16 protein-coding genes are annotated in these 15829 nt (G+C 65.0%); 14 read left to right on the forward strand and 2 right to left on the reverse strand.

Annotated features, from left to right (window positions below):
• Positions 1 to 92 precede the first annotated feature (92 nt).
• From AC24YW_RS34255 to AC24YW_RS34275, 5 genes are all read left to right on the forward strand, one after another.
• Positions 93 to 2126, forward strand: coding sequence for a VTT domain-containing protein (locus AC24YW_RS34255; protein ID WP_487486836.1), 2034 nt, complete (start codon positions 93 to 95; stop codon positions 2124 to 2126).
• A complete protein-coding gene (locus tag AC24YW_RS34260) occupies positions 2126 to 2800 on the forward strand; it encodes an endonuclease/exonuclease/phosphatase family protein (RefSeq protein WP_487486837.1) in 675 nt (224 codons plus the stop codon). The genes AC24YW_RS34255 and AC24YW_RS34260 overlap by 1 nt, the downstream gene beginning before the upstream one ends.
• Positions 2801 to 2946: 146 nt before the next feature.
• Positions 2947 to 3138 carry a hypothetical protein gene (locus AC24YW_RS34265; protein WP_035999201.1) on the forward strand — a complete coding sequence of 64 codons (192 nt, stop codon included), beginning with the start codon at positions 2947 to 2949 and terminating at the stop codon, positions 3136 to 3138.
• Between the two features lie 217 nt (positions 3139 to 3355).
• Entirely contained in the window at positions 3356 to 3676 is a 321-nt protein-coding gene (locus tag AC24YW_RS34270) for a DUF1476 domain-containing protein (protein ID WP_487486838.1), read from the forward strand.
• A gap of 104 nt (positions 3677 to 3780) precedes the next feature.
• Positions 3781 to 4071 (forward strand): hypothetical protein, encoded by a 291-nt coding sequence (locus tag AC24YW_RS34275; protein WP_487486839.1) that lies wholly within the window; start codon positions 3781 to 3783, stop codon positions 4069 to 4071.
• A 26-nt stretch (positions 4072 to 4097) separates the two neighbouring features.
• Here the strand turns inward: AC24YW_RS34275 and AC24YW_RS34280 are convergent, their stop codons facing one another.
• Positions 4098 to 4226: a hypothetical protein gene (locus AC24YW_RS34280; protein WP_487486840.1), complete on the reverse strand. Its 129-nt coding sequence runs from the start codon at positions 4224 to 4226 to the stop codon at positions 4098 to 4100.
• Positions 4227 to 5017: 791 nt separating this feature from the next.
• Between AC24YW_RS34280 and AC24YW_RS34285 the strand changes: the two genes are divergently transcribed.
• A complete protein-coding gene (locus AC24YW_RS34285; protein WP_487486841.1) occupies positions 5018 to 5956 on the forward strand; it encodes a septal ring lytic transglycosylase RlpA family protein in 939 nt (312 codons plus the stop codon).
• Here the strand turns inward: AC24YW_RS34285 and AC24YW_RS34290 are convergent.
• Positions 5953 to 6906, reverse strand: a complete 954-nt coding sequence (locus AC24YW_RS34290) for an alpha/beta fold hydrolase (protein ID WP_487486842.1) — start codon at positions 6904 to 6906, stop codon at positions 5953 to 5955. The genes AC24YW_RS34285 and AC24YW_RS34290 overlap by 4 nt on opposite strands.
• Before the next feature lie 154 nt (positions 6907 to 7060).
• Between AC24YW_RS34290 and AC24YW_RS34295 the strand changes: the two genes are divergently transcribed.
• From AC24YW_RS34295 to AC24YW_RS34330, 8 genes are all read left to right on the forward strand, one after another.
• The gene (locus tag AC24YW_RS34295) at positions 7061 to 8323 is read left to right on the forward strand and encodes a D-alanyl-D-alanine carboxypeptidase family protein (protein ID WP_487486843.1); all 1263 of its coding nucleotides are present in this window, start codon (positions 7061 to 7063) and stop codon (positions 8321 to 8323) included.
• 2 nt (positions 8324 to 8325) lie between these two features.
• The gene (gene tmk, locus AC24YW_RS34300) at positions 8326 to 9012 is read left to right on the forward strand and encodes a dTMP kinase (protein ID WP_487486844.1); all 687 of its coding nucleotides are present in this window, start codon (positions 8326 to 8328) and stop codon (positions 9010 to 9012) included.
• Complete coding sequence (locus AC24YW_RS34305; RefSeq protein ID WP_487486845.1) at positions 9009 to 10055, forward strand: DNA polymerase III subunit delta'; 1047 nt, start codon at positions 9009 to 9011, stop codon at positions 10053 to 10055. Before tmk ends, AC24YW_RS34305 begins: the two co-directional genes overlap by 4 nt.
• A 109-nt stretch (positions 10056 to 10164) precedes the next feature.
• The gene (metG, locus tag AC24YW_RS34310; protein WP_487486846.1) at positions 10165 to 12144 is read left to right on the forward strand and encodes a methionine--tRNA ligase; all 1980 of its coding nucleotides are present in this window, start codon (positions 10165 to 10167) and stop codon (positions 12142 to 12144) included.
• 13 nt (positions 12145 to 12157) lie between these two features.
• The gene (locus AC24YW_RS34315) at positions 12158 to 12934 is read left to right on the forward strand and encodes a TatD family hydrolase (protein WP_487486847.1); all 777 of its coding nucleotides are present in this window, start codon (positions 12158 to 12160) and stop codon (positions 12932 to 12934) included.
• Between the two features lie 13 nt (positions 12935 to 12947).
• On the forward strand, positions 12948 to 13745 hold the full coding sequence (locus tag AC24YW_RS34320) for an MBL fold metallo-hydrolase (protein WP_487486848.1): 798 nt from the start codon (positions 12948 to 12950) through the stop codon (positions 13743 to 13745).
• 160 nt (positions 13746 to 13905) lie between these two features.
• Positions 13906 to 14499 (forward strand): TRAP transporter small permease, encoded by a 594-nt coding sequence (locus AC24YW_RS34325; RefSeq protein ID WP_487486849.1) that lies wholly within the window; start codon positions 13906 to 13908, stop codon positions 14497 to 14499.
• Between the two features lie 2 nt (positions 14500 to 14501).
• Entirely contained in the window at positions 14502 to 15815 is a 1314-nt protein-coding gene (locus AC24YW_RS34330; RefSeq protein WP_487486850.1) for a TRAP transporter large permease, read from the forward strand.
• The last annotated feature ends 14 nt before the right edge of the window (positions 15816 to 15829 follow it).

Consider the following 15829-nt stretch of genomic DNA (forward strand, 5'->3'; position numbering starts at 1 on the left):
ACGCAAACGCGAATTGCGAGGTCCACCTGCTTCAGAGCGCATCGACACTCACTCCCGGCGACACCGTCTGGCAGCGGTGCAAGGCGCGGCGCGTGGCGGTTCTGAACGATGGCGCCGCCTATTTCGCAGCCCTGCGGGAGGCCCTGCTGGAGGCGCAGGATCTCGTCTACATCGTCGGATGGGACATCCATAGCAGGACCCGCCTGGTCGGAGCTTCCGGGCACGCGGATGATGGCCTGCCTGAGGAGCTTGGTCCCTTCCTGCGCGCCCTGGTGCAGCGCCGGCCCGCCTTGCGCATCAACATCCTCGTCTGGGACTTCGTCTCGTTTTACGCTTCCGAGCGAGAGTGGAATTCCGCGGCGAAATTCACTGCCGGCACCGATGGCCGCGTCCGGTTTCATCTGGACGCCACGCTTCCGTTTGGTTCGGCGCAACACCAGAAGATCGTCTGCGTCGACGGCTCACTGGCGTTTGTCGGCGGCCTCGATCTGACGATCCGGCGCTGGGACACGAGTGACCACCGCGTCGACAATGCCATGCGCTGCGACCCCCAGCGCAAGCCGTATCCGCCGTTTCACGACGTTCAGTGCCTGGTCGACGGCGACGCCGCGGAGCAGCTGTTCGCGCTCGTCGAGCAACGCTGGCGCGCGGCAGGCCAACAGGCCGATGAACGGCGCGCGCGCAAGGCTGGTCGCTGGCCCGCGAACGTGCCTGTCGAGGCCGAGCACTTGCCGGTCGGGATCGCCAGGACCGAGGTGGTCTGTCCCGCAGGATCGACAATCAAGGAGGTCGAACGCTCCTTCATCGCAGCGATCCGGTCGGCAACGAGCTTCGTGTACATCGAAAATCAATTCACCAGCGCAACCAGGATGGCGCACGAACTCGCGGAGCAGATGCGTCGCGTGCCGTCGCTTCGGGTTCTGGTGGTCGCTCCGAAACTACATTCCTCGTGGTTTGAGTCCCAAGCCATGCAGAACGGCCGTGGCGCCTTCATCGACTGCTTCAGCACGGCTGGCGTGGCCGATCGCATCCGCTTCGTCTATCCAGTCTCCCGCAGCGGCAACAAGGAAGCGGCGGTGATGGTGCACAGCAAGCTCATGGTCGTCGACGACCGGATCTTGCGGATCGGCTCGGCCAATCTGAACAATCGTTCCATGGGCGCCGACAGCGAATGCGACCTCATCTTTGAAGCCGAATCCGAGCAGCATCGGGATTTCATCGCCTCGGTCCGCCGGCGCCTCATCGCTCACTTCTGCGATCTCGACGAAGAGGCCGTCGCGCAAAACGAGCATCGGCTGTTTGCCCTGCTTGACGAGGTGTCGAAAACGGGTGGAGCGAAGGCCTTGCGACATGTGGAGGCCTCGGTTCTGACCAGCACGCTCGCCACCCTGGTTCAGCCGGTGGCGGACCCTGAGCTGCCGCTTCATCTGGAGCGCGCGGCATCGCGCATGTGGAGCACGAAGACGATCATCGGAATCGCCTCGATCGCGCTGGCCCTTCTTGGACTGGCGCTGGCCTGGTCGTACACGTCCCTGAGCGATTACGCCGACGCAAGCCGTCTCTCGTCGTTCCTGTCCGCCCATTCGCAGTCCGGCTGGGGACCGCCATTGGCGATCGCAGCCTTCGTCGTCGGCGGGCTGGTCATCTTTCCCGTTCTCGTGCTCATTGCTGCGACAGCTGCCGCACTGGGGCCATGGCTGGGTTTCGTCACCGCAATGACGGGCGTCTCGCTGAGCGCGCTCCTCCTTTTTGCGATCGGGCGGTTCATGGGCCGAGAGCGCCTTCAGCGCTTGCTGGGACGCCGTGCCGCGCGCATCCAGGAACGCGTCGTCGGCAAGGGGATTCTGGCCGTCGTGGTCATCCGAATGATTCCGATCGCACCATTCTCGCTGGTGAACGTCGCGGCCGGTGCGAGCACGTTGCCGCTCCGTGATTTCCTGGTTGGAACGCTGCTGGGCATGACGCCCGGCATTCTCGCCATGGCCGTTCTTGGCGCCCAGATCGCAGATCTGGCCAGGAACGCGTCATGGAGCAACGTATTGCTGCTCACGCTGGCATTTCTCGGCTGGCTCGGCGTCTGCGCGGGCGCTCAATTCCTCGCGACGTGGCTCGCCGGGAGGCGCTGATGGCGCCGATGCGCTTCATGACGTGGAATGTGCACGGCACGTTCAATCTCAATCCGACGTTCGATCTGGAGGGCGTTTGCTCCATCATCCGCAAATGGTCGCCGGATGTCGTCGCGCTTCAGGAGGTTGATTCCCGATCGCGGTCGGACGATCCGTTTGCGAAGCTGGCGCGCGTGGTCGGCGATCACCGCGTTCATGCCAAGTCGATCGTCACGGAGGACGGTGACTACGGCCAGATGCTCATGAGCCGGTTTCCGTTCTCCAGCGTGCCCGAAATCGTCGACGTGTCGTATCGGGAGCGGGAGCCGCGCAGGGCGATCGCGGCGGGATTGCTGACGCCTTTCGGCGATGTCCGGGTGGTCGCAACGCATCTCGGCCTCAGCATCCACGAGCGTTATGCGCAGGCTCAGGCCGTGGTGAGCCTTGTGAAGCCGAAAAGGACCGTCGTCCTCGGCGATTTCAACGACTGGTTCTGGGTGAAATCGGTGCGGGGCGTGCTCGCGCAGGTCTGCCCGAACCGGACGCGGCTGCGGACCTTTCCGGCGCCTCTGCCCTTGCTTCGGCTCGACCGCATCTATGCAACGCGGGACAGCCGCTTCGACAAGGTCTGGACCGACCAGGCGGCGCGAGCCTATTCGGACCATTTGCCCGTGATTGCGGACATCACGATCTGATGGTTTGGCGAGCATTGAGAAAATCGTTGTGGTAAAGGGACTTAGCTACTGTGCATGGGGTTGTTTTCGCACAACTTCATGCCATGGCCGACGGGTCTCGAACGGGATCATGCGGAACTTTTTCCTCACGGCCACGTTTATTCGGCATGACTGAAGACCTTTCCTTCCGACGCAAACCCCTGACCCCCGAACAACGCCACGCCCGCGACGCGGCTCGCCGGATCGAGGCCGAGAAGGCCATGCGCGATCACGAAGCGGCGCAGAAGGCGTTCTACGCCAACAAGGAACGGCTGAAGGCCGAACGGCTGGCGCGTGAAGCGGCGGCGGCGAAGGGCTGAACGAATACGCTCCGCCGCGCAATCTCCAAAAATCGCATCTGCTGGCGGCCTGCATTTGATTGCGGCCGCCACTGCCGCTTGGGTGTCCGCTTCCCACCGGCAGGCTTGACGGCGCTCGGCTTCCGGGAGGAAGCTTCAATTGATCCGAAACTGACGTGAACCACGGAGACGTTCGCTCCCAGCCGATCCTCATCAGCGACGCAGAATGGAGCTGACCATGACCACGTTCGACAAGCGCGAGCAGGGCTTCGAAGCCAAATTCGCCCACGACGAGGAATTCATGTTCAAGGCCACGGCGCGATCCAACAAGCTGCTCGGGCTGTGGGCCGCAGGCCAGCTCGGGCTCAGCGGGGATGCCGCGGCAAGCTACGCAAAGGCGCTGGTGACGGACCATCTGGAGAGCCGGACGATGGACGATGTGGTCGGCAAGGTGGCGGGCGATCTCGCAGGCACGGGGATCGCGCGCGAGCAGGTCGCCGCCAGGCTTCAGGAATGTCTGCACCAGGCTCTGGCGCAGCTCGAAGCGGACCGGTCCTGAACCGCAGCAGCGCTTCATTCGGCGCGCGTGCCGCCTTCCGCGGGCTATGCCGTTTCGTGCTACCGTGCCAGCCGTCGGAGACGGCGGCGAGCGGGAGGTGGAGCATGTCTCGGAGCGGCCTTGGCGAATGGTTCGGCGCCATAGCATGCGCTGGCGCCATGCTGGTCGCTGCAGGTGGCGCCGAGGTCTCGGCGACGCCGCTGACGCCCTTTCGCTACGAGGCGCAGGCCCAGCGTCATTGCCCGCGCGACAGGGTGGTCTGGCTCGACTTCAGCAAGGGCGTCTATTACCGCAAGGGGCAGAAGCGCTACGGCCAGGGCTTCGACGGCAGCTTCGTCTGCCAGAACGAGGCCCGCGGCAGCTTCTACCGCCGCTCGCTGTTGGGCCTACGCTGAGCGGCGGGCTTCGGCGGACGCGCCAGCTATTTCGCTGACGGCAGCCTGACCGGCACATGCGGGGAGGTGCTGATCACCCGGGGGCTTCCATCCGGATAGGTGCGGTCGCCGCGGATCAGGGATTCCAGGACCAGGAAGAACTTCTCGGCAAGCATTTGCGTCACCCTCGTTGGTGATGGCCTCTTGCAATTGGTCGAGGCGTCGAACGCAACAATTCAATCAACTGAATGGGAGCGGGGAGAGCTGCACCTGCTGCGCCGCAACGGAGAAAAGGTATTGGACAGGAGGACGTGCGGTTCAGGCAAACGCCAGCGCGACGAGACTCGAGCAGAGCAGCACCAAGCCGCCGGCGGTCAAGGCCAGGAAGCCATCGGATACGAGGTCATGATTACGCATGGGACACCTGCCGCTCTCGTTTTCGATGCGCGACCGGATCGACCAAGACCGTCCGAACGCGCCGCTTTGAAAGAGGTGATGCTTGCCGTCCGCGCGAGTGCCTTCAGGCTCTCGTGCGGTAACCCTCGAACGCATGGGCCAGGAAGATCCCCGCGCTTACCAGACCCATCAGTGCCGAAACCGTCTCGATCATCGTTAAATTCCAAATCCCGCCCTCGCGTCCGAGAGAACGCGTGCGGCCTTGCACAGTCAAAAGAATTTCGGTGAGCGGCGCGACAATGGGGTTGGAGTGAGGATTTGGCGCAACAGAATGTCCGGCACTGGCACAGTGCAGGAGCCATCGACCCGTAGAACAACGGAAAAATGCGAACGTCTCGTTTACCATCCCAGCGTGATCGCCGTGGGCTCCCCATTTCCGCCGCGTTCGGGTTGCGTTATCGTTACCGCTTCCGAGACGGTGGTGGGCCGCCCTCGGATGAGATGACCGGACAGCGCTCCCCGTAGCCAAAGCGGGTTGGGTACGCCTCCGGCGAAGTGGTATTTGGGGCGCATGGGGATCCGTCGGTCAGATTCGGTTTTGCGGGCCGCGCGCGGTATGGCGGCGGTCGCGACCTGCCTTGCACTCGCCAATTGCGCCTCCTCGAACAAGTTCGCCAGCCGCGTCGACCCGAAATACGGCGTGTCCTCGAGCCCGCGGGTGGTGGCCTTCGGCGATCCGGTCCCGAAGGGCGGCGGCACCTACCGCGTCGGCAAGCCCTATGTCGTGGCGGGCAAGACCTACGTTCCGGAGGAGGACGTCGACTACCGCGCCGAGGGCATGGCGTCCTGGTACGGTCACGATTTCCACGGCCGCCTGACGGCCAACGGCGAGGTGTTCGACATGACCTCGCTGACCGCGGCGCACCCAACCCTGCCGATGCCGTCCTACGCCCGGGTCACCAACATCTCGAACGGCAAGTCGCTGATCGTCCGCGTCAACGACCGCGGGCCCTATCACGGCAACCGACTCATCGATGTCTCGAACAAGGCCGCCGAACTCCTCGAATTCAAAGGCAATGGCGTCGCCAAGGTCCGGGTCGAATATGTCGGCCGGGCGCCGCTCGAAGGCTCCGACGACCGTCAGCTTCTGGCGACCCTGCGGACCGGCGTTCCGGCGCCGTCGCCCTCGATGGTCCGGGTCGCCTCGGCCAAGCCGTTCGTGCCGGAGCTGCTGCCGCCCTCGACCCGCGGCGCCATTCGCGGCGACGTGCCGATGCCGGAGGGGCGGCCCTACAATCTCGGCAGCACCTCGGCCGATATGGCTTCGCTCAACGCCACCTCGGAAATGTCGGCTTCGACCCGCAGCCGGGGCCGGGCGCTCCAGAACGCCCGCGCGGTGTCCTACGGCGAGGACGGCCGCTACGCGAGCGAAAATGCTCCGTCCGCCGGCGATGCCTCGGACGGCGCAGCCGAAGCCCGCAGCATCCTCAGCGGCCGCGGCCTCTACTAGGCCGCGCTCTCCTTCAGGAACGCCAGCAGCGCCGCGTTCACCTCTTCGGGCCGCTCCTGCTGCACCCAATGGCCGGCGCCCTCGACGATCAGCTTGCGCTTCAGATTGGGCAGCACGCGCTCGAGCTCGTTGACGCGCTTGGCGCCGATCAGGCCGGTGATCACCGCGTCCTTTGAGCCGGCGATGAAGAGAGAAGGCTGGTGGATCTGCGCGTCCTGCCAGGGCGCGGTCAGCTCCCAATTGCGGTCGATGTTGCGGTACCAGTTCAGCCCGCCGCGAAAGCCGGACTTGCGGAAGGCCTCGGTGAAATAGGCCAGATCTGCCTCACTGAGCCAGCCAGGCAGCGGCTCGTCGGCGCCGGCATGGCCGAGAAAGCCCTTGCCCTCCTGCACGAACATGGCGGCGGTGGGATCGGCGAGGCCCCGCCCGCCGAGGACGATGCGCATGGTGCGTGCGACGTCACGCTCGAGCTCCGCCTCGGCGACGCCGGGCGTCTGGAAATACTGCCAGTAGAAATTGGTGACGCCGCCCTGGCGCAGCAGGTCGAGCGGCTTGCCGCGGCCACGGAACGGCGGCGGCACGCTCAGGCCAGCGACCGCCGTGAAGATGTCGGGCCGGAACAGCGCCGCGTGCCAGGCGACCGGTGCACCCCAATCGTGGCCGATCACCGTCGCCTTGGTCTCGCCGAGGGCCTGGACCAGCCCGACCACGTCGCCGACCGTGTCGAAGATCGAGTAGGCGTTCACATCCAGCGGGGCCGCGCTCTGACCATAGCCGCGCATGTCGGGGGCGACGACGTGAAACCCGGCTTCGGCGAGCGCCGGGATCTGGTGGCGCCAGGAATAGGACAGTTCCGGCCAGCCGTGGCACAGCACCACCAGCGGTCCCTGGCCGGCCTCGCGGACGAACAGCTCGACCCCGTTGGCCTTGATCATGCGGGTTGAGGACATTCGCTTTTCCGCCTTGTTTCAGGGGTTTGCTCGAAAAACATGAGGCACTACGATAGGGGCGCAGCGAGAATCGTGCAATCTCGGCGACAAGCGTCCAACCGCGTGTTGTTCGCATCTGTTCCAGCTGTTAGAACGCCTCTCTCAGGGCTTTGCCATGGCACTTCGTCTTCCTTTGCTTCGTCGCAACCGGCTCACCGCCGGAGCGCTGGCGCGCGGGCTGATCGCGACGGTTTTGGCGGCGGCCATCGGCTGGGGCGGGGCGCTCCATGCGGCCAACCAGAGCGTCCAGGGCGCCAAGAAGGCGGATGATGCCGGCTTCGACGGCGACGCCCCGACCGCGATCCTGATCGAAGCCTCCTCGGGCAGCGTGCTGTTCGAGAAGAACGCCGACGAGCTGCGCGCGCCTTCGAGCATGATGAAGCTGATGACCGCTGAGGTCGTCTTCAATGCCATCAAGAAAGGCGACATCAAGCTGAACGACGAGTATCGGATCAGTGAGAATGCCTGGCGCAGAGGCGGGGCCCCCTCGGGCGGCTCGACCATGTTCGCCGCCATCAACAGCAAGGTCTCGGTCGACGATCTCCTGCGCGGCGCGATCATCCAGAGCGGCAACGACGCCTGCATCGCGCTGGCCGAAGCCATGGCGGGCAACGAGCGGATCTTTGCCGCCGATTTCATGACCAAGCGCGCCCGCGAGCTTGGCATGACGAGGTCGACCTTCGCCAATTCCAGCGGTCTGCCCGATCCCGGCAACAAGATGACGGTGCGCGAGCTCGGCGTGCTCGCCCGGCACATCATCCTGGACTTCCCCGAATTCTATAAATTGTTCGGCGAGAAGGAATTCACCTGGAACAAGATCCGCCAGCCCAACCGCAATCCGCTGCTCAATTCGATGGAAGGCGCTGACGGTCTGAAGACCGGCTTCACCAAGGAAGGTGGCTACGGCATGGTCGGCTCCGCCGTGCAGAACGGCACGCGGCTGATCGTCGTCGTCAACGGACTTGACGATCCCGAGGACCGCGCCACGGAAGCCAAGAAGATGCTGGAATGGGGGTTTCGCAATTTCGAGACCCGCACCCTGATCGCGGCCGAGCAGCCCGTCGGCTACGCCAAGGTGTTCGGCGGCGAGAGCCGTTCGGTCAAGCTCGTGGCCAAGACGCCCGTGAAGGTGATGGTGCACAAGAACGGCAGCGACAAGCTGATCGCGCGCATCGTCTATAGCGGCCCGGTGCGTGCGCCGGTCGAGGCCGGCCAGCGGGTCGGCGTGGTCAGGGTCTGGCGCAGCGGCAACATCGCGGTCGAGATGCCGGTCTATGCTGCCGAGGCTGTTGGCACCGGCTCGACGATGCGCCGCGCCATCGACGGCGCCAGCGAGCTCGTGATCGGCATGTTCCGCGCAGGTGCCGAGAAGCTCTGATCATGAGTGAGAGCGCGGCACAGCGGCCGTCCGGACGGGGACGCTTCATCACCTTTGAAGGCGGTGAGGGCACGGGCAAGTCGACCCAGATCAAGAGGCTCGCCGACCGCCTCACGGCGGCAAAGCTGCGCATCCGCGTCACGCGGGAGCCGGGCGGCTCGCCGGGCGCCGAGATCATGCGCCATCTGGTGCTGTCGGGTATGGGCAAGCTGCTCGGCCCCGAGGCCGAGACGCTGCTGTTTGCCGCCGCGCGCGATGACCATGTCCGCACCGTGATTCAGCCGGCATTGAGCCAGGGCGTGTGGGTGCTGTGTGACCGCTTCGCGGACTCAACGCGGGCCTATCAGGGCAGCCTTGGCCAGGTGTCCGATGGCCTGATCAACGCCATGCAGCGGGTCACGATCGGCGATCTCAAGCCGGACCTCACCATCATCCTCGACTTGCCGGTCGAGATTGGCCTGCAACGCGCCGCCGCGCGCCGCGGCAGCGGCACGCCTGACAGGTTCGAGGCCGAGAAGCTCAGCTTCCACCAGGGCCTGCGCGAGGCCTATCGCAGGATCGCGGCGGAGGATCCCGCGCGCTGCGTGCTGATCGACGCCAACTCCGACCCGGACACGGTCGCCGCGCGCATCTGGACGGCGCTGCGCGAGCGCCTGCTGCCGACGCCTGCGTCAGTAGTGTCGGCATGAGCCCGCGTCAGGCCGAGCGTGAAACCGCCATACCGCATCCGCGCGAGACGTCCCGGCTGTTCGGCCATCGCGAGGCGGAGGCCGCGCTGCTTGATGCCTACCGCAGCGGACGCATTCCGCACGCCTGGCTGATCGGCGGGCCGCAAGGGATCGGCAAGGCAACGCTGGCCTATCGGATGGCGCGCTTCGTGCTCGGCCATGCGCAGCCGCTGGCGCCGGCCGTGCAGCGCGCCGAAAGCCTTGCGATCGATCACGACGACGCCGTGGCGCGGCAGGTGGCGGCCGGCTCGCATGGCGGCCTGCTGACGCTCGAGCGCACCGCCAACGAGCGCGGCGTGATGCGCACCGTGATCACCGTGGACGAGACGCGCGAGACGATCGGTTTCTTCGGCTCGACCGCCGCGGTCGAAGGCTGGCGCGTCTGCATCGTCGACACCGTCGACGAGCTCAATCCGAACGCGGCCAACGCGCTTCTGAAGATTCTCGAGGAGCCGCCGCAGCAATCGCTGTTCCTGCTGGTGAGCCACGCACCCGCGCGGGTGCTCGCCACGATCCAGTCGCGCTGCCGCAAGCTGCGCCTGCGGCCGCTCGCCACCAACGATGTGGTCGGCGCCGCGGCCTCGGTGGCTGAGCTCGATCCGAGCGATGCGGCGCTGCGCGAGGCGGCCGAGGCCTCGGAGGGCAGCGTCGCACGGGCGCTGACGTTACTCGGTGGCGAGGCCCTGAAGCTTCAGCAGCGCACGGCGGCGCTGCTCGCGCGCCTGCCGCAGGTCGATCCGCGCGAATTGCACACGCTCGGCGATTCGCTCGGCACCAGCGACCGCGTGGCGCTTGCGGCCTTCATCGACGGCATCGACCGCTGGATTGCGGAGCGCCTGCATGCGGATGAGGCCAATGCCAACCAGAACCTGTCGCGCCTTGCGCGGCTAGCTGAGGTATGGGAAAAGATCGTCCGCGCCGCGCGCGACACCGAAACCTACAATCTGGAGCGAAAGCCCTTGGTTTTCTCGGTGTTCGGCTGGCTGGCGGACGCAACGCGCTAAAGCATGATCCGGAAAAGTGCGCAGCGGTTTTCCGAAAAGATCATGCGCAAAACAATAACGGAACGCCAAGCCGTTTCCAAAATTCGAGAAGCCGGTAAAGGAATTCGTGGTGGCAACGCGAGCTAAGAAATCCGTCAAACGCAAGAGCGGCAAAAAGGCTGCGAAGAAGGCCGTCAAGAAAGCCGCGAAAAAGGCCAACGCGCGCGCGGCCAAAACTGCCAAAAGCAACAAGAAAGCCGGCGCCAAGAAGGGCGTGAAGAAGACCGCTGCGAAGACGTCGAGGAAAGCCGGCAAGAAGGCCGCGAAGAAGCAGGTCGTCGCCAAGAAGGCCGTGAAGAAGGCCGTGAAGAAGGCCGTGAAGAAGGCTGCCAGAAAGCCGGCCAAGGCTCCGGCGAAGAAGGTCGCGAAAAAGGCGGCTACGCCTGCCGTGACCGCCGCACCGACTCCCGTCGCGCCTGTGAAGCCAACGGCGCCGAAGTCAAAGGCCCCGCGCGCGCCGAAGCCCGTCGCTTCTCCGCAAGCTGCCGCGCCTGCGGTCGCCGCCGCGCGCGACAATGTCTTCTACATCACCACCGCGATCGCCTATCCCAACGGCAGCCCGCATATCGGTCATGCCTATGAGGCGATCGCGACCGACGCGCTGGCGCGCTTTGCGCGGCTCGACGGCAAGGATGTGTTCTTTTTGACCGGCACCGACGAGCACGGTCAGAAGATGATTCAGACGGCAGCGAGCGAAGGCATGTCCACCGTCGCGCTCGCAACGCGCAATGCCGGCCGCTTCAGAGAGATGGACGAGCGCCTGGACGTGTCGTTCGACCGCTTCATCCGCACCACGGAGAAGCAGCATCACCGCTCCAGCCAGGAGATCTGGCGCCGTATGGAAGCGAATGGCGACATCTACGCCGACACCTATTCAGGCTGGTACTCGGTTCGTGACGAGGCCTATTACGCCGAGGACGAGACGCGCGTGAACGACGACGGCGTGCGCTTGGGGCCGCAGGGAACGCCGGTCGAATGGGTGGAGGAGAAGAGCTATTTCTTCCGCTTGTCGGCGTACCAGGACAAGCTGCTCAAGCTCTATGCGGATCAGCCTGACTTCATCGGGCCGGACTCGCGCAAGAACGAGGTCGTGAGCTTCGTCAAGGGCGGCCTACGCGATCTCTCGATCTCGCGCACCACGTTCGATTGGGGCGTGAAGGTGCCCGGCGACGAAGAGCACGTGATGTATGTCTGGGTCGATGCGCTGACCAACTACATCACCGGCGTCGGTTTCCCCGACGAGAGCGACAAGAATTGGCGCTATTGGCCGGCCGACGTGCACGTCATCGGCAAGGACATCATCCGCTTCCATGCGGTGTATTGGCCGGCCTTCCTTTTGTCGGCGGGCATCCCGCTGCCGAAGCGGGTCTATGCCCACGGCTTCCTGTTCAACAGGGGCGAGAAGATGTCGAAGTCGGTCGGCAACGTCGTCGACCCCTTCAACCTCGCCGAACAATACGGCGTCGACCAGTTGCGCTACTTCTTCCTGCGCGAGGTGCCGTTCGGCCAGGACGGCAATTACAATCACGAGGCCATCGTCGCGCGCATCAATGCCGATCTCGCCAACGATCTCGGCAATCTCGCGCAGCGCTCGCTGTCGATGATCGCAAAACAGCTCGGCGGCGTGCTGCCCGAGCCCGGCGAGTTCAGCGACAACGACAAGGCGATCCTGGCGATGGCCGACGGCATGATCGCGGCCTCGCGCGAGGCCATGGCGGCGCAGCAGATCCATCAATGGCTCAACGCCGTCTGGGCCGTGGTCGCGGAGGCCAATCGCTATTTTGCGGGCGAGGCGCCGTGGGCGCTCGCCAAGACGGATCCGGCCAGGCAGAAGACGGTGCTCTACGTCACCGCCGAAGTCGTGCGCCAGATCGCGATCCTGGCTCAGCCCGCGATGCCGACCGCCTCCGGCAAGCTGCTCGACAGCCTCGGCATCGCCGAAGCCGAGCGCAATTTCGCCATGCTCGGCGGCGCAAAGCGCATCGCGCCCGGTTCGACACTGCCGGCGCCGACGCCGGCATTCCCGCGCTACGTCGAGCCGGCGGCCTGAAGGCGTTCGCACGATGCTGGTCGACAGTCATTGCCATCTGGATTTTCCCGACTTTGCGGAAGATCTCGACGGAATCGTGTCGCGAGCGCGCGCGGCCGGAGTCGCGCGCATGGTCACGATCTCGACGCGGGTGCGGCGGCTGCAGGACCTGCTCGCCATCGCGGGGCGCTATGACGACGTCTATTGCTCGGTCGGCACCCATCCGCACCATGCGGACGAGGAGGACGGCATCGCGCCGGACGAGCTGATTGCGCTGACCCAGCATCCCAAGGTCGTCGCGCTCGGCGAGGCCGGGCTCGACTATTTCTACGACAACGGCTCGCCGGAGGCGCAGGCGAGGGGCTTTCGCGCCCACATCGCCGCCGCTCGCGCCACCGGCCTGCCGCTGGTGATCCACACCCGCGAGGCCGACGAGGACTGCGCGCGCATCCTGGAAGAGGAGGCGGCAAAGGGATCGTTTCGCGCCGTGCTGCATTGTTACACCGGCGGGCGCGAGCTGGCGCTGAAGGCGGTGTCGCTCGGGCTCCATATCGGCTTCACGGGAATTCTGACCTTCAAGAAATCGGAGGCCTTACGCACGCTCGCAGCCGAACTGCCGCCCGATCGTATCCTGATTGAGACAGACTCGCCTTATCTTGCGCCCGGCAAGTTTCGGGGCAAGCGCAACGAGCCGGCCTATGTGGTCGAGGTCGCAAAGGTGCTCGCCGAGACGCGCGGCGTGTCCCTCGACGAGATCTCGCGCCAGACCAGCGAAAATTTCTTCCGCCTGTTCTCGAAGGTGAAAGCTTGAGACTGGGAGCCACATGACGCTGACGCTGACGATCCTGGGCTGCGGCTCCTCCGCCGGCGTGCCGCGCCCGGCACTCGGCTGGGGCGCCTGCGATCCCAACAATCCCAAGAACCGCCGCCGCCGCTGCTCGCTGCTGGTCGAACGGACGTCCGAGCACGGCACGACACGCATCGTGATCGACACCTCGCCGGACCTGCGCGAGCAATTGCTCTCGACCAATGTCGACCACATCGACGCGGTGTTCCTGACGCACGAGCATGCCGACCAGACTCATGGCATGGACGATCTGCGCTCGGTCGTCATGCACATGCGCCGGCGCATTCCGACCTATTTCAATCAGTCGACCGCCAAGGACATCCTGTCGCGGTTCTCTTATTGCTTCATCTCTCCCGAGGGCAGCGACTATCCGCCGATCCTGACCCGGCATTCGATCGAGGCGGGGGAAAGCCAGACCATTCTGGGGAAAGGCGGCGCGGTGACGATGACCGCCTTTCTGGTGCAGCACGGCAACATCCCCGCCCTCGGTTACCGCATCGGGGATGCGGCCTACACACCTGATCTCAACGATATCCCGCGCGAAAGCTGGGGTGCGCTGGAGAATCTCGATCTCTGGATCGTCGACGGCCTGCGCTACACCAGCCATGTCAGCCATTTCAGCATCAACGATGCGCTGTCCTGGATCGAGCGCTTCAAGCCGAGGCGCGCGGTCATCACCAACATGACCGCGGACGTCGATTATGAGGTCATCCGGCAGTCGCTGCCCCCTGGCGTGGTGCCGGCCTATGACGGGCTGCGGCTGGAGACGCACTAAACCCGCGGTGGAAATTCTGCGGCCAGCCGGCATAGACCTTGCTTGCACCGGCCCCATCATGTTGATCTAACGTCTGAAAGACAGGCGTTGGGCAGGGCGATATTCAAACGGACTGACACTGCCCAAGTGCAATCCGTCGGTCGAATCGCCTCGTGTGAGGATGGGGATCGCGTTGGCAGATGACGATGTAGCGACTCAAGGACCGGTGCGACGCGCTCTGGACCTCCTTTATCTAGGCGCGGGCTACGCCGCGGGCGTGTTCCTGGTCGCGATCTTCGCAATCATGATGATCATGTCGGTCGGGCGCCAGTTTGCGCTCAACATCCCCGCCGGCGACGATTTTGCATCCTGGTGCATGGCGGCGATGGCGTTCCTCGGCCTTGCTCACACCTTCAAACGCGGAGAGATGATCCGCGTCGGCCTGCTGCTGGAACGTCTGCATGGGCGGACCAAGCAGATCGCGGAGATCGTGGCGCTCGGCATTGCCGCGGCCTTCATTCTCTACTTCACCCGTCATGCGGTGCAGATGACCTACGATTCCTGGCGCTTCAACGACGTGGCGCAGGGCGTGGTCGCGCTTCCGCTCTGGATTCCCCAACTCGGGTTCGCCGGGGGCCTCGTGATCCTCTCGATCGCGCTGATCGACGAGATGGTCAACGTCATCGGCGGCAAGCGTCCGAGCTACGAGAAGGGCTCGCCCGACGAAACTCCGGAGGAGTTCGTCGAGCGCATCTCGCAGGGCGGCGGGGGCTGACCATGGCGAATCTCGGCATGATCGAGCTGTCGTTCGTCCTGCTCGGCGTCATGATCCTGCTGCTGGGAAGCGGCGTCTGGATCGCGGTCTCGCTCGGGCTGGTCGGCTTCGTGGCGATGGCGCTCACCACGAGCCTGCCGCTCGGTACCGTGCTTGCGACCACCACCTGGAGCGCGAGCTCATCCTGGACCCTGGCGGCGCTGCCATTGTTCATCTGGATGGGAGAGATTCTGTTCCGCACCAAATTGTCGGAGGAAATGTTCCGCGGCCTGTCGCCCTGGGTGCAGTGGCTGCCGGGACGGCTGACCCATGTCAACGTGATCGGCTGCGGCATCTTCGCGGCGGTGTCGGGCTCGTCGGCGGCGACCTGCGCAACGATCGGCAAGATCGCGCTGCCGGAGCTCGACAAGCGCGGCTATGACAAGGGCCTGAGCCTCGGATCGCTGGCGGGCTCGGGCACGCTCGGCCTGTTGATCCCACCGTCGATTCCGATGGTGGTCTATGCGGTCACGGCGAACGTCTCCGTGCTTCAAGTGTTTCTCGGCGGCTTCCTGCCGGGACTGCTCGTGATCGTGCTCTATTCCGGCTACATCATCATCTGGTCGCTGCTCAACCCGACGAAGGTTCCGCCGCGCGATCCGCCGATGCCGCTCCGGCAGAAGCTGCGCGAGTCCGCCAAGCTCGCGCCCTGTCTGCTGCTGATCCTGGCGGTGTTCCTGTCGCTCGTTCTCGGCTTTGCGACGGCGACCGAATGCGCAGCCTGGGGCGTTTCCGGTGCGCTGCTGCTGGCCTGGTGGAGCGGCACGCTCACGCGCAAGAATTTCCTCGAGAGCATCATGAGCGCGACGCGCCTGACCTGCATGATCATGCTGATCCTGGCAGGCGCGGCCTACACCACGGCTGCGATGGCCTATACGGGCATTCCGGCCGCGCTCGCCACCTGGGTTCAGGGCCAGCACCTCACGCCGAGCATGCTGGCGCTGTATCTGAGCATCATGTACATCATCCTGGGGTGCCTGATCGACGGCATCTCGATGATCGTTCTGACCGCTGTCATCGTGCTGCCGATGGTCAGGCAGGCCGGCCTGGACCTGGTCTGGTTCGGAGTCTATCTCATCATCCACGTCGAAATGGCGCAGATCACGCCGCCGGTCGGCTTCAACCTGTTCGTGCTCCAGAACATGAGCGGGCGCGATACGTTCACGGTCGCGCGGGCGGCCTTTCCGTTCTTCCTGTTGCTGCTGGTCGCCGTGTTCATCATCACCGAATACCCGCAGATCGTAATGTTCCTGCCGAAGCTCGCTTTCCCCGATTGATTTCAGTCGACCGT

This window comes from Bradyrhizobium sp. USDA3516 (assembly GCF_057651995.1).